This is a genomic window from Sphingobium sp. Leaf26, from assembly GCF_001421665.1.
Taxonomy (GTDB): domain Bacteria; phylum Pseudomonadota; class Alphaproteobacteria; order Sphingomonadales; family Sphingomonadaceae; genus Sphingobium.
This window is the reverse complement of record NZ_LMKV01000001.1, coordinates 222,134-244,828: the sequence shown is the minus strand read 5'-3', so window position 1 is coordinate 244,828 and position 22,695 is coordinate 222,134. Positions and strand designations below refer to the sequence as shown.

Sequence of the window (22,695 nt, the reverse complement as noted above, 5' to 3'; positions counted from 1 at the left end):
CCTTGGGCTTCGCGCGCTTTTTCTTGCGCGCAGGGGGAGGCGCTGCGATGTGAGCCGCTTGTCGTGTTTGTCGATGTGGCTGGAAAAATGTGGCTCCCCGAGTAGGATTCGAACCTACGGCCATTCGATTAACAGTCGAATGCTCTACCGCTGAGCTATCGGGGAACGGCCGGTTTTCGCCGGGCAGGCCGCGCCTATGCCCCGGCCCGGCAGGAATGGCAAGGGCCTTGAATGGTTAAATTCTGAAAAAAAGTCCCGTCAAAGCAAAGCGATGGAACTGCCGCGCGACGGCGGATAGCCGATGTGGCGCAGATCGCTGAGTCTGTAAGGAGGGCCGGCGCTGCGGCCGGAAAAATGTGGCTCCCCGAGTAGGATTCGAACCTACGGCCATTCGATTAACAGTCGAATGCTCTACCGCTGAGCTATCGGGGAGCAACCCGCTTACGCTGGGCAGGCCGCGCCTATAGCAGCGGTTTTCCGGGAATGGCAAGCGCCAAATGACGGAAATTTCATGCGATGAACTGTTCGGCGGCGATGCGGTCGTCCAGCGTATGTTCGGGATCGAACAGCAGCGTCAGCGGCGTTGCGCGGTCGATGCCGATTTCCACCTGCGCCACATCGCGTACTTCGCGCTGATCGGCCACGGCGCTGACCGGGCGCTTGACCGGGTCGAGCACGGTGAAGCGGATCGCGGTGTTTTCGGGCAGGATGGCGCCACGCCAGCGCCGCGGGCGGAAGGGGCTGATCGGGGTGAGGGCGACGAGGCCGGAGCCGAGCGGCAGGATCGGACCGTGGGCGGAGAGGTTATAAGCGGTGGAGCCGGCGGGAGTCGCCACCAGTACGCCGTCGCACACCAGTTCGGGCAGGACGGGGCGGCCGTTGACCTGCACCTCCAGCTTGGCGGTCTGGCGGGTTTCGCGCAGCAACGACACTTCATTGATGGCGGGGATCGAGAAACGTTCGCCATCGACCGTATCCACGGTCATGCGCAGCGGATTGACCTTGAAGCTCTTCGCCTTGTCGAGCCGCTGGTCCAGCCGTTCCAGCCGCCATTCGTTCATCAGGAAGCCGACGGTGCCGAGATTCATGCCGAAGATCGGGATGATCCGCCGCGATTCCAGCATGGAATGGAGCGTCTGGAGCATGAAGCCGTCGCCACCCAGCGCGATGATCATGTCGGCCTGCTCGAAGGGCACGAAATCATAAGTGGCGCGGAGCCGCTCTTCCGCCGCGCGGGCCGCCTGGGTGGGGGACGCGACCAGCGCGCGCCGCGGCTCGTCGCTCATCCGCCGGTGACGCTCATATGGCGCTGCGTGGCGGCGCTTATGCCCGTACCGATGCGGAAGTCGTGAGCCGCGGGCTTGAGGCGCAGCGCCCGGTCGATCAGGGGCTGGACCGCAGGCAGGCTGCCTTCGCGCAGGGCGGTCTTGAAATCGACATGATCCTCATGCCCCAGGCACATGAAGATCTTGCCCTCGCAGGTCATGCGGATGCGGTTGCAGTCGGCGCAGAAATTCTGCGTCAGCGGGGTGATGAGGCCGAGCTTGATGCCCATCCCGTCCACGGCATGATAGCGGGCGGGGCCGCCGGTGCGGTGGTCGAGCGGCGTGAGCATATGATCGGCGCGAATCATGTCGGCCACCTGCGTCAGCGGGAGGTAATGATCGGTCCGGTCTTCGCCGGTATCGCCGAGCGGCATCGTTTCGATCAGGGTCAGGTCGAAGCCCTGTTCGCCGCACCAGCGCAGCATCGGCAGGATTTCGTCGTCATTGACGCCCTTCAGCGCGACCATGTTGATCTTGATCGCAAGGCCGGCGGCGCGGGCGGCATCCAGCCCGTCCAACACCTGTTCGATCCGGCCGCCGCGCGTCACATGGGCGAAGCGCGCGGGATCGCGGCTGTCCAGGCTGACATTGATCCGCCGCACGCCGGAATCGGCGAGCATGGCGGCATGCTCCGTCAGTCGGGTGCCATTGGTGGTCAGCGTCAGCTCGTTCAGTCCTGCCCCCAGATGCCGACCGATGCGGCGGACCAGATCGCCGATATCACGGCGGATAAGCGGTTCGCCGCCGGTCAGGCGAATCCTGTCGATGCCGCGCGCGACGAACAGATCGGCCAGCAGCGCGATCTCCTCCAGCGTCAGCACCTGGTTCTTGGGCAGGAACTGCATCCGTTCGGCCATGCAGTAACGGCAACGCAGGTCGCAGCGGTCGGTGACCGATATGCGCAGATAGCTGATCCGGCGGCCAAGGCCGTCGGTCATCGGCACACGCGAGGGGGCGGCCATAACCATGCCGACTAGCTAGGCGATGGACAGGGTCTGTGCAAGAGCCGGCACAGGTGCCCCGGTAGCCAGGTCACGGAAGTTGCAGGCAGGGCAAGAGGTCGGTAACGCCTGTCTGATAAAGACGTCGCGATGCGCGATGCCGGGGACATGATTTGACAAGCGGGGATCAGAGCGCAGAGAGCCAGCGCAGCCTGTTCATCCTGTCGCCGGGCGACCGGGACGGGCTGATCCAGATTGCGCAGGGCCTCGGCTGGCGCGCGATCGGCGCGCGGCGGCACAAGGATGCGCCGCAGCGTTATCTGCATAGCGAGGCCCAGATTGCGCTGGTCGACCTGCGCGGTGGCGGTGATGTCGGCAATCTGCTGGCGCCGCTGGTGCCGGCGATGGAGGCGGGTGGCGGCGCGATCCTGATCCTGATCGACGAGCGGCATCTGGATCAGGTGCCGGCGTTGCTGGCGGTGGGGGCGACCCACTATCTGGCCGGGCCGGTGACGGACATGCGACTGAATGCGGCACTGGCGTCGGCGCACCGGCTGGTCGAGCGGCTGGGCGGCGGTGTCGCCCATAGCCAGCGGGCGCAACGCATAAGGCGCGGGGACGCGCTCTACTGGGCGCTGGGGAATGACCGGCTGCTGCGACTGAGCGACAGTCTGGCGCAGCATATGGGAGTCGATGAGGCGCGGATCGCCCCTGCGGCGCTGGTGCGGCGTTTGCCACGGGTGGAACGGCGCACGTTGCTGGCGGCGTTGAAGACGATGCGGCAGTCGGGTCGGCCGGCGGTGTTGGCGCATGGATTGCCTGACCGGCCGGGGCAGCGGCTGGTCCATCATTTGCGGGAGACGGATGGCGCCATTGCTGCCGATGTCGAATGGCTGTCCGACGGGCAGGCGCAGGATGGCGGCAGCCGCGATCATCTGACCGGTTTGCGATCGCGGCAGGCGGCGCTCGACTGGCTGGGCCGGCGGGCGGGGCTGCCGACGACGATATTGCTGCTGTCGATCAGCCAGTTCGACCGGATGAACGCAGCCTATGGCCAGGTGGTGGGCGACGCGCTGCTGGGACGGATCGCGCGGCGGATCGAGCGGATGGTGGACGATGTCGCGCCCGGCACCATGGTCGCGCGCATTGCGGGCACGGAATTTCTGGTCGGGCTGACCGGCGAAGTGGCGGGTAGCGACCGGGCGACCTTCCTGGCGCGGCAGTTGATCGGCGCTGTGGGTCAGCCATTCAGCGCCGGGGATCACCTCATTCGCCTGATCGCTCGCTGCGGCATCGCGCAGGCGCGCGCGGAGGATGATGTGACGCAGTTGCTGCGCCGCGCCGGCACCGCCTTGTCCGACGCGCGACAGGCGGGGGGGGAGGGCATTCGCATATTGTCCGCCGAAAAGCAGAGCCGGCAGGTGGATGCCGACCGGCTGGAAACCGACCTGCGGCTGGCGCTGGACCGGGGCGAGATCAGCATCGTGTTCCAGCCGCAATATCCCGTCGATTCCGAAAAGATCAGCGGCGTGGAGGCGCTGGCGCGGTGGAATCATCCACATTACGGGCCGCTGGGCGCGGGCATATTGTTCGCCACGGCCGAGCGATCCGACTATATGTTGCCATTGTCGGCGCATATTCAGGCCGAGGCGCTGCGGCAGGCGGCGGCCTGGCCACGAGCGCTGGCGGACCTGCGCCTGTCGATCAACGTCACGGCGGCGGATATCGCCCAGCCGGGCTTCATGTCCGATTTTCTGGGGCTGGTGGATCGCAGCGGCTTCCCCCGGTCACGCTTGACGGTCGAGATTACCGAGAGCGGGTTGATCGAGGATGTCGGCGCGGCGTCGGCGTTGCTGACGGCGCTGCGAGGCGAGGGGCTGGGCGTCGCGATCGACGATTTCGGTACCGGCTATTCCAGTCTGGCCTATCTGAAGAATCTGCCGCTCGATTATCTGAAGATCGACAGCGGGCTGGCGCAGGATATTGCCGGCACGGCGCGGGACCGGATCATCGTGCGCGGTGTCATCCACATGGCCAAGTCGCTGGGGCTGAAGGTGATTGCCGAAGGGGTCGAAACGGAGGAGCAACTGGCATTGCTGTCCCGCGAAGGCTGCGACTATTATCAGGGCTTCCTGCGGTCGGCGGGGGTGTCTTCCGCCGACCTCATCAATCTGGTGCTGGCGGGTTAAAGGCTGAGCAGCGGCCAGAGGACGATCAGCAGCCCTACAAGGCTGGCCAGGAACATGATGGTGCGGACGACCGGTACACCGGCGGCATAGAGCGGCAGATAGACGACACGCGCACTGAGCCATATCCAGCCGCCCAGCGCCGTCCATTCGCTCGTGCGGCCTGCCACGACCACGCCGATCAGCGCGACGATCGCGATCGGCAGGGTTTCCTTGTAATTGGCTTCGGCGCGCGACAGGCGGCCCGCGAGCGGGTTCAGCGGCGGCAGATGCGCATCGCGAGCGCCCATATTCCATGCGGTGCCATATTGCTTCGTCTTCACATGCGCGGCGGCGAAGATGTGGACAAGGAGCAGGATCATGCCCCAGGCGAGAATCGTCAGTTCTACAGGCATGATGATGTCCTCCTGCTGTGCTGTTACCAGAGCGGAAGGATGTAGGACAAGGCTTCAGAGCGTGAAGCCGACCCGAGCGATGAGCGTAGCGCCGGCATGGACGCTGTCGGGGGCGTCGATGTCCGTATCGGCATAGCGCAGGCCGGCGGACCACCGCCCCCTGTACCAGTCGAGCGCGACGCCATGATCCCAATAGCCGCCGTCAGGGCGAAGGCGTGCGGCGCGCACCGGATCGCGCACGTCGCCCGAAGAGCGGCCGACATGGCCGGACAGGGTGAAGGGCGTACCGGGGATGGCGACGGCGGAACTGGCCGACAGGTAGAGATTGTCGCCGCCGATCGCCGACTGGCGGGGAGCGTAGCGGGCGGCAAAATCGACGCTGGCCGGGCCTAGCGTGAAGCCGGCGATCGCGCCGACTTCGCCATAGCCCTGATTCGAGGCGCCGGGGAAGAGGTGGTAGCGGCCTTCGGCGGTCAGGCGGAAGCCGCCCAGATCCTTCGCATAGGTGGCGCCCAGGTCCAGTGCGGCGTCCGCGCCGCCATGGCGATCGCTGCCCCAGAGCGTGGTGGCGCTGCCGTCGAGGCTGAGGCCGTCGGCGAGCGGTACGGAGAGGGTGCCGCGCAGCACCGGATCGCCATCGCTCCAACTGAGGCCGCGACGGCGATCGTCGCTGGCGGCTTCGAGCGTGGCGGTGATGCCGGATGGGTTTTGGGCGGCGGCGGCATGGGCATGGCCGGCGAGCAGAAGCGCTCCCAGCCATGCCGCGCGGCGAAGATGATCAGTTGGATGCAAGATTACGTACCGAGTCCAGTTCAGCCAGAAGGGGCGCGCGGTCGGCCTGGGCCACGGCGACCAGATGCGCTTCTATCTTTTCCTGATGCTGGGCAAGGTTGCGTTCGCCCGAATTGCGACCGGGCGTGCAGGCACCGGCTTCGCTGCCCGAAAATGTCTTGTCGGTGGCGATGGTGCGGGCGAGCGCCGGACCATGATCCAGCTTGCGATCGACCATGACGGTCGCGGTCCACTGGCAACGCTGGCTGTCCATGCGATTGGGGGTCTTGGCGCCGATCGTCCTGGTGCGCATTTCTGTGCGGGCGGTGTAGGTGGCGCCGAGTTGCTGGCCGTGATGGTCTATGGTGACGCTGTGCGACGCGGCGGCCGCCGCCAGCGCGATAAGGGTGATGCTCATATTCATTCTCCTGCTGTGACGCCGGACTTTGCCGCCCGGTCGTCTAGGCAGGACTTAGGTTTCCCCTGTTGCTGTGGCGTTTCCCGACGATGAGGAATGGCGACATGGAGGTCGGGGCGGAAGGTCATCGTTGCGCGTCACTGCCGAAGTTCACACCGTCGCTGGGCCAGTGTTTTCGCCGTTCTTCGGGGCAAGTGCGACAGGCATGCGACGGCGATGCGTTTGTGACGCGGCCGCGAAGAATCAGTTGGATCATCGGAATGCGACACCTGCGCGCCGGATAGGTCACGGGCAGGTCACGGCTTTGGCTGGGGCGGGGCTGGTCCATCCGGCAGGATAGATCAGAGAAAGACGGAATAGGACAGCGCAAGATCGCTGCGCTCGTTTCTACACTTGATAGCTGCACGTCATAGGATTGCTTTCTATGACGCGCTCCCCGGCCTGCGCCGGGAACATAGAGGGATAGCGTCCCATCATCGCCAGAGCATGTTCCGATCATACAGGATCAGATTATGCTCTGATTATCTTTTGTTTTCCGCATTTTCCGAGCCAGCAGATGATGCCATCTGCTTCGAAAATGCTCTAATGTGGTGTTCACCCCGCCGCCTTCATCAGCCCCTTGGACAGTTGCAGCGCGCCGTTGAGGCGGGCTTGCGGGTCGGCCCAGGCGCGATCGACCACGATCTTGCTGTCGGGGCGCAGGCGGGCGACGCCGTTCAATTTCTGGATATAGGCGACGAGGTTTTCCGGCCTGGGGAAACGGTCCTCGAAGAAGCTGACCAGCGCGCCCTTTGGCCCGACGTCGATCTTGGAAATGTTCGCGATCAGGCAGTTCTGCTTGATCTCTATGATCTTGAGCAGGTTTTGCGTGGGCAGCGGCAATTTCCCGAAACGGTCGATCAGTTCGGCGGCGAAGGATTCCAGGCCGTTGCGGTCCTCCAGTTCGTTGATGCGGCGATAGAGGCCCATGCGCAGGTCGAGGTCGGGGACATAATCGTCGGGGATGAGGATCGGCGCGTCGACGCTGATCTGGGGTGAAAAGCTGTCGCTGCGCCGTTCGGCCGCGATGCCGCCGGCCTTGGCGTCCATGATCGCGTCTTCCAGCATCGACTGGTAGAGTTCGAAGCCGACTTCCTTGATATGGCCCGACTGTTCGTCGCCGACGAGGTTGCCCGCGCCGCGAATGTCGAGATCGTGGGACGCCAACTGGAAGCCTGCGCCCAGCGTGTCGAGGTCGGACAGAACCTTGAGCCGCTTTTCCGCCGTTTCGGTGATGATGCGGTTAGCAGGCGTGGTCATATAGGCATAGGCGCGCGTCTTCGATCGGCCGACGCGCCCGCGTAGCTGATAGAGTTGGGCGAGACCGAAGCGGTCGGCGCGGTGGATGATGAGCGTGTTGGCGCTGGGGATGTCGAGGCCGGATTCCACGATGGTCGTGGAGAGGAGGACATCGTAGCGCTTGTCGTAGAAGGCGGACATGCGTTCTTCGACGTCGGTGGCGCTCATCTGGCCATGGGCGACGATGGGTTTGATTTCGGGGACTTCGGTGCGCAGGAATTCCTCGACTTCGGTGAGGTCGGCGATGCGGGGGACGACGAAGAAGCTCTGGCCGCCGCGATAATGTTCGCGCAGCAGCGCCTCGCGGATGACGACGCCATCCCAGGGCATGATGTAGGTGCGGACCGCAAGGCGATCGACCGGCGGGGTCTGGATGACGGAGAGTTCGCGCAGGCCCGACATCGCCATTTGCAGCGTGCGGGGGATCGGCGTGGCGGTGAGCGTCAGGACGTGGACGTCGGTTTTCAGGGACTTGAGGCGTTCCTTGTGAGTGACGCCGAACCGCTGTTCCTCGTCCACGATGACGAGGCCGAGGCGTTTGAATTCCAGCCCCTTGGCTAGCAGTGCATGGGTGCCCACGACGATGTCGATCGTGCCGTCGGCCAGACCCGCTTTCGTCGCCTTTGCCTCCTTATCGGGGACGAGGCGGGAAAGGCGGCCGATATTGACCGGGAAGCCGCGGAAGCGTTCTTCGAAATTCATATGATGCTGGCGGGCCAGCAGGGTGGTGGGGCAGATGACAACGACCTGCATCCCGGCCATCGCCGCGACGAAGGCGGCGCGTAGGGCGACTTCGGTCTTGCCGAAGCCGACGTCGCCGCAGACGAGGCGGTCCATGGGCTTGCCCGATCCCAGATCCTCCACCACGTCGCTGATGGCGCGGTCCTGATCCTCGGTTTCCTGATAGGGGAAGCGGTCGACGAAGGCGGGATAGCCCGCATGATCCGGCTCCGCCACGGTGGCAGCGCGCAGGGCGCGTTCGGCAGCGGTCTTGAGGAGTTCGCCCGCGATTTCGCGGATGCGCTCCTTCATCTTGGCCTTGCGCCGCTGCCACGCTTCTCCGCCCAGCCTGTCGAGGGTTACGCCCTCATTCTCGCTGCCGTAGCGGGAAAGGACTTCGAGATTTTCGACGGGGACGTAGAGTTTGTCGCCGCCGGCGTAGGTCAGCGCGACGCAATCATGCGGGGCCTTCGCCACCGGGATCTGGGTCAGCCCCTCATAGCGGCCGATGCCATGATCCATATGCACGACGAGATCGCCGGGCGAGAGGGTGGCCAGTTCCTGCAAGAAGGCGTCGGCGCTCTTCTTGCGCTTGGCCCGACGGACGAGGCGGTCGCCCAGCATGTCCTGTTCGGTGAGGACGGCGACGTCTGGCGCGGTGAAGCCATGGTCGAGCGGCAGGACGGTGAGCGTGACGCTGCCGTTGGCGGCGGTGCCCAATGCTTCCTGCCAGTTGTCGGCGGCGGCGAGGCGGGCGACGCCATGGTCTGCGAGCAGGCCGGACAGGCGTTCGCGCGCGCCGCCGGAATAGCTGGCGATGACGACCTTTTTCTTACTGCGGCGCAAATCGGCGATATGCTTGCCGACGGCTTCGTAGATGTTGCTGTTCTGCGCGCGTTCGGGGGCGAAGTCGCGGGGGCCGTCCACTGAAAAGTCGAGGACGGTGGCGCTTTCGGGTTCATGGAAGGGGGTCGTGCCGTGCATCGGCAGCGTGGCGACGGCGGCATCCCATTGTACGGCGTCGAGATAGAGGGCGTCGGGCTTCAGCGGGCGATAGGAGCCGGGGTCGGAGGACTTCGCCTGCACGCGGTTGGCGTGATAGTCGCGGATCGCCTCGAACCGGGAGTCCGCCGCGCCGGCGACGCCATGGTCGCGGATGAGGACGGTGCCTTCGCCCAGGTGGTCGGTCAGCGGGACCAGCTTTTCCTCGAACAGGGGCAGCCAATGTTCCATGCCGGCCAGACGCCGGCCTTCGCTGACCGCCTGATAGAGCGGGTCGCCGGTCGCGGTCGCTCCGAAGGTTTCGCGGTAGCGGCTGCGGAAACGCTTGATCGTGTCTTCGTCCAGCAAGGCTTCGGACGCGGGGAGGAGGGTGAAGCCCTCGACATTTTCGATCGTCCGCTGGTCTGCGGGATCGAAGCGGCGGACCGTCTCGATCTCGTCGCCGAAGAAATCGAGGCGCAGCGGCATGTCCTCGCCGCCGGGGAAAAGATCGACGATGCCGCCGCGAATGGCGAACTCGCCGCGATCATGCACGGTGTCGGTGCGGACATAGCCGTTCGCCTGGAGCATTTCCGCCAGCTTCTGGATCGCGATCCGTTCCTTGGGCGCGAGTTTGGCGACCAGTTGGCGCACGCGGAAGGGCGTGAGCGTACGCTGGGTCATGGCGGCCAGCGTGGTGACGACCAGTTGCGACCCCTTGGGTCTGGCTTGCAGCGCGTGGAGGCCGGCGAGGCGAGCGGAGGCGGCGCGCAGCGAGGGGCTGGCCCGGTCATAGGGCAGGCAGTCCCAGGCCGGGATTTCGATGATCTCGATCTCTGGCGCGAAATAATGCGCCGTGTCCGCGACTGCGCGCATCAGTTGCTCGTCCGAGGCGATGAAGACGGCGCGGCCACCCGCTGCTCCGGCAGCGCGGGCGATGTCGGCCAGCAGCCAGGGCTGGAAACCGGCGGGCACGCCCGACAAGGTAAGCGGCGATTTGGCCTTCAGGATTTTCTGGAGATCGGTCATTTTTGTTCCATACGCCTCCTTGTCTATTTCCCCTCCCGCTTGCGGGAAGGACTAGGGGAGGGTTTGTTCGTCAGTCGCCACAGACCCTCCCCCGACCCCTCCCGCAAGCGGGAGGGGAGCCATAAGGGAGATGTCGATCAGTTCTCGATCTTCACGAAATCGAGTTTCAGGAACTTGTCCATCATCGGCCCTTTCCATTCGTCGGGAACGGGGATGGTGCCAAGCGCCCAGCCGATGATGTCGGCGTCCTGCTCCTCCATGAAGCGTTCGAACCAGGCGATTTCTTCATCGTTCCATTGCGCATGATAGCGTTCGAAGAAGCCGCCGACCGTGTAGTCCGATTCGCGCGTGCCGCGGTGCCAGGCCCGGAATTTCAGGCGGCGCATCAGGGGATCGTCGGCGGTGGTCATGAATATGTCCGTTCGTCCTGAGTAGCCGTTGAGCCTGTCGAAACGGCGTATCGAAGGGGAGGCCGAAGCGCGGATGCTTCGATACGGGCCTTCGACAAGCTCAGTCCCTACTCAGCACGAACGGTGAAAATGAGCATGGCCATTTAACCGATAGGATGTTTGAGCATCGCCCCGGTTAAGCTAGAGCGCAGCAGATAGACATGCGACCCGATATTCTCAATCCGCTCTTTGCCGAAATATCCCTGTTCAAGGGGATCGGCCCCGCGCTCGCCCGTCCGCTGGAGCGGCTGGGGCTGGCGCGCGCGGTCGATGTGGCCTTTCATATTCCGGTCAGTTGGGTGGACCGGCACCTGACGGATGAACTGGACATGGCGGACGCGGGGCGGGTGATCGGCACGATGCTGACGCCGGTGGATTACAAGGCCAGCAGCAGCCCGCGCGCGCCTTTTCGGGTGCAGGCGATCGACGGGCGTGGGAATGTCGTGAGCCTCGTCTATTTCGGGAAGAATAGCGGCTGGCCGCGCAAATTGCTGCCGCTCAATGACCCGAAATTCGTGTCGGGCAAGCTGGAGGCCTATGGCGACAATCTCCAGATGGTGCATCCCGACTATGTTCTGCCGCCTGAGGAAGCGGACACGGTGCCGGCGCGCGAATCGGTCTATGCCCTGTCGGAAGGGCTGACCAACAACCGGATGCGCGATATTGCGGGGCAGGCTTTGGCGCGGGCGCCCGAACTGCCCGAATGGATCGAGCCGAGCTTGTTGGCGCGCAAGGAATGGCCTGCGTGGCGCGAGGCGCTGGGTCGGGTCCATGCCGATCCATCGGACGCCAAGGCGCGCGAGCGGCTGGCCTATGACGAGATTTTCGCGGGGCAACTGGCGCTGATGCTGGTGCGGCAATCGTCTCGGCGGCGGCGGGGCGTGAGAATCGAGGGCGACGGGCGGCTGCGCGATATGCTGAAGCTGCCGTTCGCGCCGACGGGTGCGCAGCAACGGGCGATCGGTGAAATTACAGGCGACATGGCGCAGGCGACGCCGATGCTGCGGCTGCTTCAGGGCGATGTGGGGTCGGGCAAGACGCTGGTGGCGCTGATGGCGTTGCTGAACGCGGTCGAGGCCGGGATGCAGGGGGCGATGCTGGCGCCGACCGAAATCCTGGCGCGGCAACATTATGAGACTTTGCGCAGACAAGCATCTGGCCTGCCGATCGAGATTGCGATCCTGACGGGGCGTGAGAAGGGCAAGGTGCGTGAGGCTACGCTGATGGGGCTGGCGGACGGGAGCATCGACATTCTCGTCGGCACCCACGCGATCTTTCAGGAAGCGGTGCAGTATAAGGCGCTGGGCCTTGCCGTGATCGACGAGCAGCATCGGTTCGGCGTGGCGCAGCGGATGATGCTGGCGAACAAGGCGGAGCGGTCGCCGCATCTGCTGGTGATGACGGCGACGCCGATCCCGCGCACGCTGACGCTGACCTATTATGGCGAGATGGAGGTTTCGCGGCTGGACGAGATGCCGCCGGGGCGCCAGCCGATCCAGACTTTGGTGATGGCGGCCACGCGGCTGGATGAGGTGGTCGAGGCGCTGGCCCGCCATGTCGAGGGCGGGGGGCAGGCCTATTGGGTGTGCCCGCTGGTCGAGGAAAGCGAGACGAGCGATCAGGCGGCTGCGGAAATGCGGGCGGAGTCGCTGCGCGAGCGGTTCGGGGATCGGGTTGGCCTGGTCCATGGGCGCATGAAGGGGCCGGACAAGGATGCGGCGATGGAGGCCTTCGCCGCCAATCGCACGCAGATACTGGTGGCGACGACCGTGATCGAAGTGGGTGTCGATGTACCCAACTCCAGCCTGATCATCATCGAGGGGGCGGACCGCTTTGGGCTGGCGCAATTGCACCAGTTGCGCGGGCGGGTGGGGCGTGGCGACAAACCATCCACCTGCCTGCTGCTGCGCGGCAATGCACTGGGCGAGACGTCGCGGGCGCGTCTGGCGCTGATGCGGGAGACGAATGACGGATTTCGGATCGCCGAGGAGGATCTGAAGCTGCGCGGTGCTGGCGAGGTATTGGGCACGCGCCAGTCGGGCGAGGCGGAATTGAAGGTCGCGACGCCGGAGCATGTCGCCGCTTTGGTGGACAGTGCGCGGGACGACGCGCATTTGCTGATCGAGCGGGACGGCGGGCTGGACAGCGCGCGGGGGCAGGCGGCGCGGACGTGCCTGTATCTGTTCGAGAAGGATGCGGCTGTGGGGTTGCTCAGGGGGGGGTGATCCTCCTTGCCCCTTGGAGGGGGAGGGATGCGTATTCTTGCCGCGCAACGGCTGGGCGGAGTTGGATGAGGGGGAGGCGCGCGTTCGATAGGGTGCTACCCCCTCACCCAGCTACGACTAAGGCAGCAAGCTGCCAAGTCTGCGCAGCCCTCTCCCCGAGGGGAGAGGGGTAAAGGGAAAACATCTCGCAGTTGCGAAACAAAATCGTTGGCGGTCGCGTTGCCCCTGGCATGACCGATCTTAGCCTGACCCACATCACGCCGATGGCGGCGATGTCGATCGCCATTTCGGTGGTCGTCGCTTTCCTGATCCACTGGGCGCTCTACTGGATCGCGCTGCGGGTCGCGAAACATTCGAAGATCGAGCCGGTGTTGTTGCCCGCCATCTTCCAGCCGACGCGATGGCTGGTGGTGCTGCTGGCGCTGGTGGCGGGGTTCAAGTCGATCGAGATGGGGCCGCGCACGGAAGATATATGGTCGATCGGGGGGCGGATGATCTTCGCTCTGCTGGTCGGATGGCTAATATTCCGCCTGATGCGCGCGGGCAAGGCGATGCTGGAGGCGCGCGCGGACATCAGTGTCGAGGATAATCTGAAGGCGCGGCGTCGCAGGACGAGGGTCAGCATCCTCTATCGTATATGCCAGTGCATCGTCGGCTTCTTCGTGATCGCAATGATGCTGATCGCCATACCCGGCGTGCGGACGATCGGCGTATCGCTGATGGCGTCGGCCGGGCTGGCGGCGCTGGCGGTGGGCGCGGCGGCGCAACCGGCGCTCAAGAATTTGATCGCGGGCGTCCAGATGGCCTTTTCCGAACCGATCCGGCTGGACGATGTCGTCATTGTCGAGGGCGAATGGGGGCGGATCGAGGAGATCAAGCTGACCTATGTCATCGTGCGCATCTGGGACGACCGGCGGATGGTGGTGCCGGTGTCCTATTTTCTGGAAAAGCCCTTCCAGAATTGGACCACCAAGACGTCGGACCTGCTGGGCACGGTATTCCTCTACGTCGATCCGACCGCCGATATCGAGCGGATACGGACGCGCTTCGTGGAGGCTGTGAAGGCAAATGGGCGATGGGACGGGCGGGTCGCGATCTTGCAGGTGACGGACCATCGCGCCGATGCGCTGGAACTGCGCGGGTTGCTGTCGGCGCGCAATGCGGGGATCGCGTTCGACCTGCGCTGCGAAGTGCGCGAGGCGATGCTGACATTCCTGCGCACCGACATGCCCGAAGCACTTGTACGCGGACGTCAGAAACTGGAGGCGAACGAGGGTTTCGTTACCATGCCGTCCGGCGTGGCGGGATGAGGCCCAGCATCGCGTCGTAAATTTCCGGCGTGATCGGCTCCAGAAATTCCATGCCGACCCGGCCATCCTCGATCCAACGGATTTCGGCCGCGACATCCTTTACGAACGGCAGCCAGACGAAGACCCGTTCGCCGGCCATGAAGCTGCTGTCGCTGCGGCCCATCAGGCCAAGCGCGGAGATGTTGATGATGCGGATGCCATGGGTGCGGCCGCCGGTCGTCACATGGCTGACCATGTCGACCAGATCGCGGCCCGCACGGCGCTGATCGACCGCAGGATCGCGGGAGCGCAGGACGTGGCCGAGATTGGCGAAAACGGACATAGTCCATCGTCTTGCGCGCCGGAAATGGACGCTTTGCTAGGAAAGAGCGTTAACCGCGGGCTAACGCTCTTTCCCTTTTCGCGCGATCAGGCGACGATCAGGCCGTGTTTCTTCGCGCCGAAGCTGAGCTTGTCACCGGGCTTTACCGTGACGGCGGGGTCGGTGACGACTTCGCCGTTCAGCCTGATCGCATTCTCGCCCAGCTTGCGGCGTACTTCCTTGTTCGACGTCGCAAAGCCCAGGCCGGTGACGGCCTGCACCACGGTCAGGCCTTCGGCGCCCAGGCGGACGGTCGGCAGGTTGGCGTCCGAGGCGCCTTCCTCGAACGTTTTGCGCGCGGTTTCGGCGGCCGCCGTGGCGGCTTCCTCGCTATGCGCCATGGCGGTGGCGGCGTGGGCGAGTACTTTCTTCGCTTCGTTGATGTCCGCGCCTTCAAGCGCCTCCAGCCGGGCGATTTCATCCAGCGGCAGGTCGGTGAAGAGGCGCAGGAACCGTCCAACGTCCGCGTCCTGGGTATTGCGCCAGAACTGCCAATAATCATAGGCCGGCAGGGCGTCGGCGTTCAGCCACACCGCGCCGTTCATGGTCTTGCCCATCTTGCCGCCATCGGCGGTGGTGATGAGGGGGCTGGTCAGGCCGAATACCTGCGTGCCGTCGACCCGCCGCGACAATTCGATGCCGTTGACGATATTGCCCCATTGATCGGAGCCGCCCATCTGAAGCCGGCAGGCCGAGCGGCGCGACAGTTCCAGGAAATCATAGGCCTGAAGGATCATGTAGTTGAATTCGAGGAAGGACAGCGACTGTTCGCGGTCGAGCCGTGTCTTCACCGAATCGAAGCTGAGCATCCGGTTGACCGAGAAATGCTGGCCGATGTCGCGCAGGAACGGGATATATTCGAGCGCGTCGAGCCAGTCGGCATTATCGACCATCACCGCGTCGGTGGGGCCGTCACCAAAAGTCAGGAATTTTTCAAAGACCCGCTTGATGCTGGCGACGTTGGACGCGATCGTGTCCCCGGTCATCAGCTTGCGCGCTTCGTCCTTGAAACTGGGGTCGCCGATCTTGCCGGTGCCGCCGCCCATGAGCACGATCGGCTTGTGCCCGGTCTGCTGCATCCGCCGCAACATCATGATCTGCACCAGGCTGCCGACATGGAGCGACGGCGCGGTCGGATCGAAACCGATATAGCCCGGCACCACCTGGCTTGCGGCAAGGGTGTCGAGGCCCTGCACGTCGGTCAACTGGTGGATGTAGCCGCGCGCTTCGAGCAGGCGCAGGAGGTCGGACTGATAGTTGCTCATGGCGCGCGCCTGTAGCATTGCGGGTGCGACTGTTAAAGAGGCGGAGTTTTCGATCATGTTGGCAATCGGATTGATGTCGGGCACTTCGCGCGACGGGATCGACGCGGCGCTGATCGAGACGGATGGCGAGGGCGTGGTCGCGCCGGTGGCTTTCCATGCGATGGCTTATGATGACGGGTTCCGGTTTCGGCTGGCCGAGGCGTGCCAGCGGGCGATGGCGATGGAGCGACCGGGGTTCGAGCCGCTGATCGCATCGGTCGAGGCGGAACTGACCGAGCGGCATGTGCAGGCGGTGGCGGACCTGCTGGGGCGCAGCGGGCATATTGCGGAGGATGTCGGCGTGATCGGCTTTCACGGCCATACTGTTGCGCACCGGCCGGAATGGGGTTGGACCTGGCAGATCGGCGACGGCGCGGGGCTGGCCGGCGGGTTCGGCATCCCCGTCGTCGCGGACCTGCGCAGCGCCGATGTCGCGGCGGGCGGTCAGGGCGCGCCGCTGCTGCCGGTCTATCACCGGGCGCTGGCGGACGGGCTGGGCAAGCCGGCGGCGATCCTCAATCTGGGGGGCGTGGCGAACATCACGTTCATCGACGCGGACGGGACGTTGATCGCGTGCGACACCGGCATGGCGAGCGGCCTGATCGACAACTGGATGCAGGCGCATGGTGGCGCGGCATATGACGAGGATGGTGCGACGGCGGCACGGGGGCAGGTGGACGAGGGCCGGTTGGCGGCGATGATGGCCGATCCCTGGTTCGCCGTGCCGCCGCCCAAGAGCATCGACCGCGAACAGTTCAGTATCGAGGCAGTGCGGGGGCTGTCGCTGGAGGATGGTGCGGCGACGCTGACGGCGTTCACGGCGGCGGCGGTCGCGCGGGGTGTCGATCATCTGCCCGCGCGGCCGGCGCAGATCCATGTCGCGGGCGGCGGGCGGCATAATGCCACGCTGATGGCGATGCTGGCGGAACGGACCGGAGCTGAGGTACTGAGCGTCGATGGGCTTGGATGGGATGGCGATGCGCTGGAGGCGCAGGGGTTCGCCTATATGGCGGTGCGGCATATGAAGGGATTGCCGATCAGCTTTCCGGGGACGACTGGAGCGCCGCAGCCGATGACTGGCGGAGCCTTGTTCCGGGCTTAACTTCGCACATTTCCCGCTGAATCCGACATTTTATTACGCCGGGCTGATCCTATCGGAAAGGCCGGACCGCATCATAGCAGCGCGTCTGCGTGTAGGACAGCGAGCCGCCTTTACGGCACGCCGATCACGGCGTCGGACTGAGCCGGATATTGGCGCAGCAGGGCGCTGGACAGGTCGGTCGCGATGGTGCCCGGTGTCGCGGAATTGCGCACCGTTACGGCGGACCCGCGCCACAGCACGTCCGTTTCGCCACGCTTGCGCAGGGTCATGTCGAGTTGCGTACGTTCGAGGGCCACGTTGCGGGACTTGCCCGTGGGCACCGCGATCTTGACCGCCGATCCGACCCCGTTCATCAACCCGCCATTCTCGACCTTCGGGCCGGTGGTAGCGACCTTCGCATCCACGGTCCCGACCCGCGTCACGGTGATGGCCAGTTCCATCGTGAAGGCGGCATGGCCGGCACCGTCCAGCAGGGTGAAGCCCTTGTCCGCCAGCGCGCTGGCGGCAGCGTCGCGGAACTGAGTCTGTCCGGCGTCGATCTCGTTCGCCTCGACGGCTATTGTGCCCTCTGTCGGCGGCGTGGCGGCGAGCGAGGGGGATGGCGCCAGCGCCACGAGCGCGACAATCGACCACCGGGTGAACATGGGCCGGGCGCGCGAGCGGGTGAACATGGCGAACATCCTCCAGATAACGGGTCTGGCGGGATATACGCTGTTGGACTGCAAGCCGCTACCGCTTCCGCGTCAATTCCCGCATCGCGGCGTCGATGCCTTCGATCGTGAGCGGATACATGCGGTCGTTCATCAGGTCGCGGATCATCTTGGTCGAATGGCTATAGCCCCAATGCGCCTGCGATGCGGGGTTGAGCCAGACGGCGGCGGGATAGGTGCGGGTGATGCGGTCGAGCCAGACGGCGCCGGCTTCCTCGTTCATATGTTCGACCGATCCGCCGGCATGGCTGATCTCATAGGGGCTCATCGCCGCGTCGCCGACGAAGATCAGCTTATAGTCGTGGCCATATTTGTGGAGAATATCCCAGGTCGGGACGCGCTCCGAAAAGCGGCGGCGATTATCCTTCCAGACACCTTCGTACAGGCAGTTATGGAAGTAGAAAAATTCCATATTCTTGAATTCGCCGGTGGCGGCGGAAAACAGCTCTTCGCAAAGCGTGACGAACGGGTCCATCGAGCCGCCGACGTCGAGGAACAGCAGCAGCTTGACCGCATTATGCCGTTCCGGGCGCATGCGGATGTCGAGCCAGCCCTGCCGCGCAGTGCCGCGGATGGTTTCGTCGAGGTCCAGTTCGTCCGCCGCGCCCTCCCGCGCGAAGCGGCGCAGGCGGCGCAGGGCGACCTTGATGTTGCGGGTGCCCAGTTGTTTGGTGCTGTCGAGATTGGCGAATTCGCGCTTTTCCCAGACCTTGATCGCGCGCTTGTGCCGGGATTCGCCGCCGATGCGGATGCCTTCGGGATTATAGCCGCCATGGCCGAAGGGGGATGTGCCGCCGGTGCCGATCCACTTGTTGCCGCCCTGATGCCGTTCCTTCTGTTCCTCCAGCCGCGCCTTGAGCGTCTTCATGATCTCGTCCCAGTCGCCGAGCGACTTGATCTGCTCCATCTCCTCCGGGCTAAGATATTTTTCGGCGACGAGGCGCAGCCAGTCTTCGGGGATGTCCGTGTCCGTGCCCTCCTGACCCAGCACGCCCTTGAACACGCGCGCGAAGACCTGATCGAAGCGGTCGAGCAGCCCTTCGTCCTTCACATAGGTGGCGCGGGCGAGATAATAGAAATCCTCCGGCCGGCGCGCGATGACGTCGCGGTCCAGCGCTTCCAGCAGCAACAGATGTTCCTTGATGCTGGCATTGATGCCGGCGGCACGGAGGGCGTCGAGGAAGTTGAGCAGCATGGATCGCTTGTCGGCCAGCCGGAGCGGAGACGCAAGCCGCCAGCGCGATCCGGGATTGTCCGAATATTAAGTGTTGCAGCGCATGGTTAATCCGTCATCATCCAGACATGCAATAAGTGGCGGGGCGCACTTGGAAAACAGGGACTTGTTGGCTGACCTGGGGGAACGGTCAGGCGACATCGCATTGCAGTGCAGCGAGACGGCTGGCTATCTGGGCGAACTGAATCGCCGTATTCAGGGCGATTCGGCGCATCTGGATGATTTGCAGGCCAATATGGCAACGCTGGCCGCGAGCCAGGATGAGAGTGTCGCCGCCGCGCAGGAATTGAGCCTGACGGCCCGCCGCGCCGGTCGGATCATCGCCGACGGGCATGATGTGATCGGCCTGTCGCTGGGCGAGGTGGCCGGGCTGGTCGAGCATGTCACCGGGCTGGAGGGGCATTTGCGCCAGTTGCTGACCGTGATCGAGGCGGTGGGCGACATTAGCGAGGAATTGGGCGCGATCGCACGGCAGACGCGGCTGCTGGGCGTCAATGCCGCGATCGAGGCGGCGCGCGGTGGCGCGGCGACGCAGGGCTTTGCTGTGGTGGCGGACGAGATCAGGCGGCTGGCGGGGCAGGCGGGGGAGTCTGCCGCTTCGGCCGGCGACAAGCTGGGGCAACTGGATCGCGATGCGCGGGCGCTGATCGGCGGGGTGGAGGCCAATATCCTGCGCGGCCGGGGCGTGGGCACCCATATCGACCGGTTGCGGCTCAGCATGGCGGAGATCGCGTCGCTGGTGACGCAATTTGGCGAGCGGTCGGAGGCGATCGTGACCTGCACCGACGCCGCCGATGGCGATGTCAGCGCGCTGCGGCAGGGGCTGGCGACGTTCGGCCGGTCGGCGAGCGACAGCGCCTTGCGGGTGGATGTCGCGCGCGAGCAGTTGGAAGCGCTGGAGGGCATGGCCAATGCGATGCTGAACCGCGCGGCGCATGGGCCGCAAAAGACGCGCAACAGCCGCTATATCGCGCTGGCCGAAGAGGGCGCGGAAGAGGTGAGCGCGCTGATCGAGGACGCGGTGCGGGCGGGGGATATCCGTCTGGCGGACCTGTTCGACAGCGATTATCGCGCGGTACCGGGGTCAAGCCCGACCCAATATCTGAACGGCTTCACCGCCTTTGCCGACAGCCGGGTGCGGCCGGTGCTGGACCGGCGGACGAGCGAGGACAGCGCGATCGTGGGATGCTGCCTGCTCGACATGAACGGATATCTGCCGACCCATATCAGCACACGCAGCCAGCCGCAGCGGCCGGGTGCACCGGACTGGAACATGGAACATGCGCGCAACCGGCAGATTTTCATGGACAGCCAGACGCGGCGGGCGTTGCAGGAGGATGGCGATTTCTTCCTGTTCACCTATCGGCAGGATCTGGGCGAGGGCCGCTATCGCGCGCTGCGCAGCGTGTTCGTGCCGCTGCTGTTCGGCGGGCGGAAATGGGGGTTGTATGAGGTGGGTTATCTGATTTGATCTGGCTGCCGGTCGATGCCGTGGATGAGCGAGACGAGGACATAGGAAATGATCATCAGCAGATACCAACTGCCCAGCTTCGCGACGCTGACCATCTGCCAGCCATGTCGCTGATCGGGATAGGTCCAGGCATTGGCAAAGGTGCCGATATTTTCCGCGAACCAGATGAATAGCGCGACAAGACAGAAACCGAGCAGGAGCGGCATGCGGCGTGGCGTGCGCCAGGGGGTGAAGATGATCCAGGTGCGCCCGAACAGCAGGAAGGCCGCTGCGAACAGGGCAAGGCGGATGTCGGGCAGCCAATGATGGGCGAAGAAATTCACATAGATGGCCAGAGCAAGCAGGACCGTGGTCCATATCGGCGGATAATGGGTGAATCGGAAGCCGAAAATACGCCAGATACGCGCGATATAGCTGCCGACGGCCGCATACATGAAGCCTGAGAAGAGCGGTACCGGGCCGACATGGAGCAGGCTCTGTTCCGGATAGATCCACGATCCGGCGTGGGTCTTGAACAATTCCATGATCGTGCCGATCAGGTGGAAGGCGAAGATGACCTTCGCCTCACTCCAGCTTTCGAGACGAAACGCGAGCATGCCAGCCTGAATCCCCAGTGCCGCCAGCGTCAGGAAATCATAGCGGTGGAGCGGCGCATGGGCCGGATAGAAGAGGTGGGTGGCGAGCAGCAGCGCCAGCATAAGACCGCCGAACAGGCAGGCCCAGCCCTGCTTGAAGCCGAACAGCAGAAATTCGAACACCCATGCCTGCGGGCCGGGCGTGATATGGATTGCCTCCAGCCGGGTGCGAATGCGGGCGTAGCGGGTCGCGCCCGGTGTCTGGTTCATGGCGTTGGTTTGAAGCCGTGACGGGCCAAAGGCAAGGCCGGGACTACCGGCTGAGCGTCACGTCCCCGTTGGCGGCGTAGGTGGCGACGGCGGCGGCCTGCGCGGTCTGGGGGTCTTTGCCGTCCAGGATTGCGGCGATCTGGTGCGGGTTGGGGACGCGGTCGTAGAGGCCGTAGAGATCGGTCTGGCCGACCATGTGGATCGACAGCTTGTAGCCCTGCGCATCGGTGGCGGGATCGAAGGCGAGGACGGTGCCGCTGTCATCCACGGGCACGATGATCGCGCCGTCGCTGCGGCCGACCTGTTGCAGCATGTCGTAGCGGCCTTCGGCCGTGGTGACGGTGCCACGGACGCACAGCGCATCCTTGCCATCGCGCGGGATGAGGACATCCTGCGGCACGGCCTGTTCCGTCGCTTTGGCCGGGGTCAGCCGGGCGTCGGTCGTGGGCGCGGCGGGGCAGGCGGCGAAGCTGGCGGGGGTGGTGGCGTGCAGCGTGGCGGGATCGTCCACCGACAGGCCGGCGAGCATGCCGTCGAGGCCGTTCAGCACTTCGGCGCGGCGCTCGGTGGGACCGGTGATGCGAATCTTCACGATCCAGCGCCCGGCATGGATGAAGCCCGCCGCCGTCGTCAACGCGCCGTCGGCTGCGTCGTCATAGACGGCGCGGATCGCGCTGTCCGCCCGGCCGGCGGCCGGGGCGCTGGCATAGGCAGTGCGGCGGGTCTTCGCACCGAACCGTTCCATCACCGCCTTGTCGGTCATATAGGCGGCGAGCGAAGCGTCGGCATAGGTGGGCAGGTAGACGTAGAGAGTCGCCTGGATGGCGCCGTCTTCTGAGAGATATTGCGCATAATTGTCGACCGCGCGGCCGCCATTGGAGGCTTCGCCGCTTTTGGACAGGGACAGGCCGGCGACTGTCTGCGGCAGGCTGATGCCGGCGGCGTCGGCGCGGATGGCGTCCTGCGTCGGGGTCCAGGCTTCGCCGTCTGCGGCCTGCGCAAGGGAGGGCACGGCGAGGCAGAATGCCGCCGACAGGAAGGCAGTAACGAAACTCCGGGCGCACTTCGGCATCGGCATCCCTCTCCATATCCAGACCGTCTTGGCGCGGCCTTGAACTATGACAGGGAGGCTACAGACTATCCCGCAGCGCGCAAGCGTCTAAATCAGGCGACCGGCGGGATTTGCGCGGGATAATGGGGCAGATCGGGGTCATGATGCGCCCAGTCCGGCGCGGCGTCGGTCCAGATCACCGCCTGCGGCCCGATCAGCGCTGGATCGTCCAGCGCGCCGGCGCGGATGAAGGTCAGATGGGGGCGCGATTCGGCCATGCTGAACAGGGGCGTGCCGCAACTGGGGCAGAAGCCGCGCTGCATGGCGTTGCCGCTGTCGGCGACACCGTCATGCCAGCGCACTTCGCCGGTGGTGGCGACATGCTCGCTGGGGAAGCAGACATTCACCGTGCCGGAGCCGCCGCCCAGATACTGGCACAGGCGGCACCAGCACATGCGGGCGGCGAGGGGATCGGCGTCGATGGTGATGCGAACGGCGCCGCAGAGGCAGCCAGCGGCGTGGGGCATGA

At 65.0% G+C, this 22,695-nt stretch carries 19 protein-coding genes and 2 tRNA genes; 5 read left to right on the top strand and 16 right to left on the bottom strand.

Features of this window, described 5'->3' with window-relative positions; all coding sequences use genetic code 11:
• Positions 1–90: 90 nt before the first annotated feature.
• From ASE85_RS01175 to moaA, 4 genes are all read right to left on the bottom strand, one after another.
• A tRNA-Asn gene (locus ASE85_RS01175) sits at positions 91–165 on the bottom strand.
• Positions 166–357: 192 nt separating this feature from the next.
• A tRNA-Asn gene (locus tag ASE85_RS01170) sits at positions 358–432 on the bottom strand.
• Between the two features lie 77 nt (positions 433–509).
• On the bottom strand, positions 510–1,286 hold the full coding sequence (locus ASE85_RS01165; protein ID WP_056682203.1) for an NAD kinase: 777 nt from the start codon (positions 1,284–1,286) through the stop codon (positions 510–512).
• Positions 1,283–2,293, bottom strand: coding sequence for a GTP 3',8-cyclase MoaA (gene moaA / locus ASE85_RS01160; protein WP_056682201.1), 1,011 nt, complete (start codon positions 2,291–2,293; stop codon positions 1,283–1,285). The genes ASE85_RS01165 and moaA overlap by 4 nt, the downstream gene beginning before the upstream one ends.
• A 146-nt stretch (positions 2,294–2,439) precedes the next feature.
• Here moaA and ASE85_RS01155 point away from each other — a divergent pair, with 146 nt between their 5' ends.
• The gene (locus ASE85_RS01155; RefSeq protein WP_056682198.1) at positions 2,440–4,455 is read left to right on the top strand and encodes a putative bifunctional diguanylate cyclase/phosphodiesterase; all 2,016 of its coding nucleotides are present in this window, start codon (positions 2,440–2,442) and stop codon (positions 4,453–4,455) included.
• Here ASE85_RS01155 and ASE85_RS01150 read toward each other — a convergent pair.
• From ASE85_RS01150 to ASE85_RS01130, 5 genes are all read right to left on the bottom strand, one after another.
• Positions 4,452–4,847, bottom strand: coding sequence for an MAPEG family protein (locus ASE85_RS01150; protein WP_056682196.1), 396 nt, complete (start codon positions 4,845–4,847; stop codon positions 4,452–4,454). The genes ASE85_RS01155 and ASE85_RS01150 overlap by 4 nt on opposite strands.
• A gap of 54 nt (positions 4,848–4,901) precedes the next feature.
• Positions 4,902–5,639 carry a TorF family putative porin gene (locus tag ASE85_RS01145; RefSeq protein WP_056682193.1) on the bottom strand — a complete coding sequence of 246 codons (738 nt, stop codon included), beginning with the start codon at positions 5,637–5,639 and terminating at the stop codon, positions 4,902–4,904.
• The gene (locus ASE85_RS01140; RefSeq protein ID WP_056682190.1) at positions 5,626–6,036 is read right to left on the bottom strand and encodes a hypothetical protein; all 411 of its coding nucleotides are present in this window, start codon (positions 6,034–6,036) and stop codon (positions 5,626–5,628) included. Before ASE85_RS01140 ends, ASE85_RS01145 begins: the two co-directional genes overlap by 14 nt.
• A 594-nt stretch (positions 6,037–6,630) precedes the next feature.
• Entirely contained in the window at positions 6,631–10,104 is a 3,474-nt protein-coding gene (mfd, locus tag ASE85_RS01135) for a transcription-repair coupling factor (protein ID WP_056682187.1), read from the bottom strand.
• Positions 10,105–10,241: 137 nt separating this feature from the next.
• Complete coding sequence (locus tag ASE85_RS01130; protein ID WP_056682184.1) at positions 10,242–10,514, bottom strand: succinate dehydrogenase assembly factor 2; 273 nt, start codon at positions 10,512–10,514, stop codon at positions 10,242–10,244.
• 200 nt (positions 10,515–10,714) lie between these two features.
• Here ASE85_RS01130 and recG point away from each other — a divergent pair, with 200 nt between their 5' ends.
• Both recG and ASE85_RS01120 read left to right on the top strand, forming a co-directional pair.
• Positions 10,715–12,778, top strand: a complete 2,064-nt coding sequence (recG, locus tag ASE85_RS01125) for an ATP-dependent DNA helicase RecG (protein ID WP_056682182.1) — start codon at positions 10,715–10,717, stop codon at positions 12,776–12,778.
• Positions 12,779–13,008: 230 nt separating this feature from the next.
• Positions 13,009–14,088, top strand: coding sequence for a mechanosensitive ion channel family protein (locus ASE85_RS01120; RefSeq protein WP_056682179.1), 1,080 nt, complete (start codon positions 13,009–13,011; stop codon positions 14,086–14,088).
• Here the strand turns inward: ASE85_RS01120 and ASE85_RS01115 are convergent.
• The gene (locus tag ASE85_RS01115; RefSeq protein ID WP_056682175.1) at positions 14,060–14,410 is read right to left on the bottom strand and encodes a PilZ domain-containing protein; all 351 of its coding nucleotides are present in this window, start codon (positions 14,408–14,410) and stop codon (positions 14,060–14,062) included. The genes ASE85_RS01120 and ASE85_RS01115 overlap by 29 nt on opposite strands.
• A gap of 86 nt (positions 14,411–14,496) precedes the next feature.
• Positions 14,497–15,714 (bottom strand): tyrosine--tRNA ligase, encoded by a 1,218-nt coding sequence (tyrS, locus tag ASE85_RS01110; protein ID WP_056684179.1) that lies wholly within the window; start codon positions 15,712–15,714, stop codon positions 14,497–14,499.
• 55 nt (positions 15,715–15,769) lie between these two features.
• On the opposite strand from tyrS, the gene ASE85_RS01105 reads away from it, so the two are divergent.
• The gene (locus ASE85_RS01105; RefSeq protein WP_056682172.1) at positions 15,770–16,855 is read left to right on the top strand and encodes an anhydro-N-acetylmuramic acid kinase; all 1,086 of its coding nucleotides are present in this window, start codon (positions 15,770–15,772) and stop codon (positions 16,853–16,855) included.
• A 110-nt stretch (positions 16,856–16,965) separates the two neighbouring features.
• Here the strand turns inward: ASE85_RS01105 and ASE85_RS01100 are convergent, their stop codons facing one another.
• Together ASE85_RS01100 and ASE85_RS01095 are read right to left on the bottom strand one after the other, a co-directional pair.
• Positions 16,966–17,526: a hypothetical protein gene (locus ASE85_RS01100; RefSeq protein WP_156358147.1), complete on the bottom strand. Its 561-nt coding sequence runs from the start codon at positions 17,524–17,526 to the stop codon at positions 16,966–16,968.
• Between the two features lie 58 nt (positions 17,527–17,584).
• The gene (locus tag ASE85_RS01095) at positions 17,585–18,760 is read right to left on the bottom strand and encodes a vWA domain-containing protein (protein WP_056682166.1); all 1,176 of its coding nucleotides are present in this window, start codon (positions 18,758–18,760) and stop codon (positions 17,585–17,587) included.
• Between the two features lie 145 nt (positions 18,761–18,905).
• On the opposite strand from ASE85_RS01095, the gene ASE85_RS01090 reads away from it, so the two are divergent.
• The gene (locus ASE85_RS01090) at positions 18,906–20,270 is read left to right on the top strand and encodes a methyl-accepting chemotaxis protein (RefSeq protein WP_200928273.1); all 1,365 of its coding nucleotides are present in this window, start codon (positions 18,906–18,908) and stop codon (positions 20,268–20,270) included.
• Here ASE85_RS01090 and ASE85_RS01085 read toward each other — a convergent pair.
• The 3 genes from ASE85_RS01085 to ASE85_RS01075 all read right to left on the bottom strand — a co-directional run bounded on the left by ASE85_RS01085 (position 20,258) and on the right by ASE85_RS01075 (position 22,693).
• On the bottom strand, positions 20,258–21,115 hold the full coding sequence (locus ASE85_RS01085; protein ID WP_056682161.1) for a DUF817 domain-containing protein: 858 nt from the start codon (positions 21,113–21,115) through the stop codon (positions 20,258–20,260). The genes ASE85_RS01090 and ASE85_RS01085 overlap by 13 nt on opposite strands.
• A gap of 43 nt (positions 21,116–21,158) precedes the next feature.
• Entirely contained in the window at positions 21,159–22,187 is a 1,029-nt protein-coding gene (locus tag ASE85_RS01080; RefSeq protein WP_056684177.1) for a hypothetical protein, read from the bottom strand.
• Positions 22,188–22,279: 92 nt separating this feature from the next.
• A complete protein-coding gene (locus ASE85_RS01075) occupies positions 22,280–22,693 on the bottom strand; it encodes a GFA family protein (protein WP_056682158.1) in 414 nt (137 codons plus the stop codon).
• Positions 22,694–22,695: the final 2 nt, after the last annotated feature.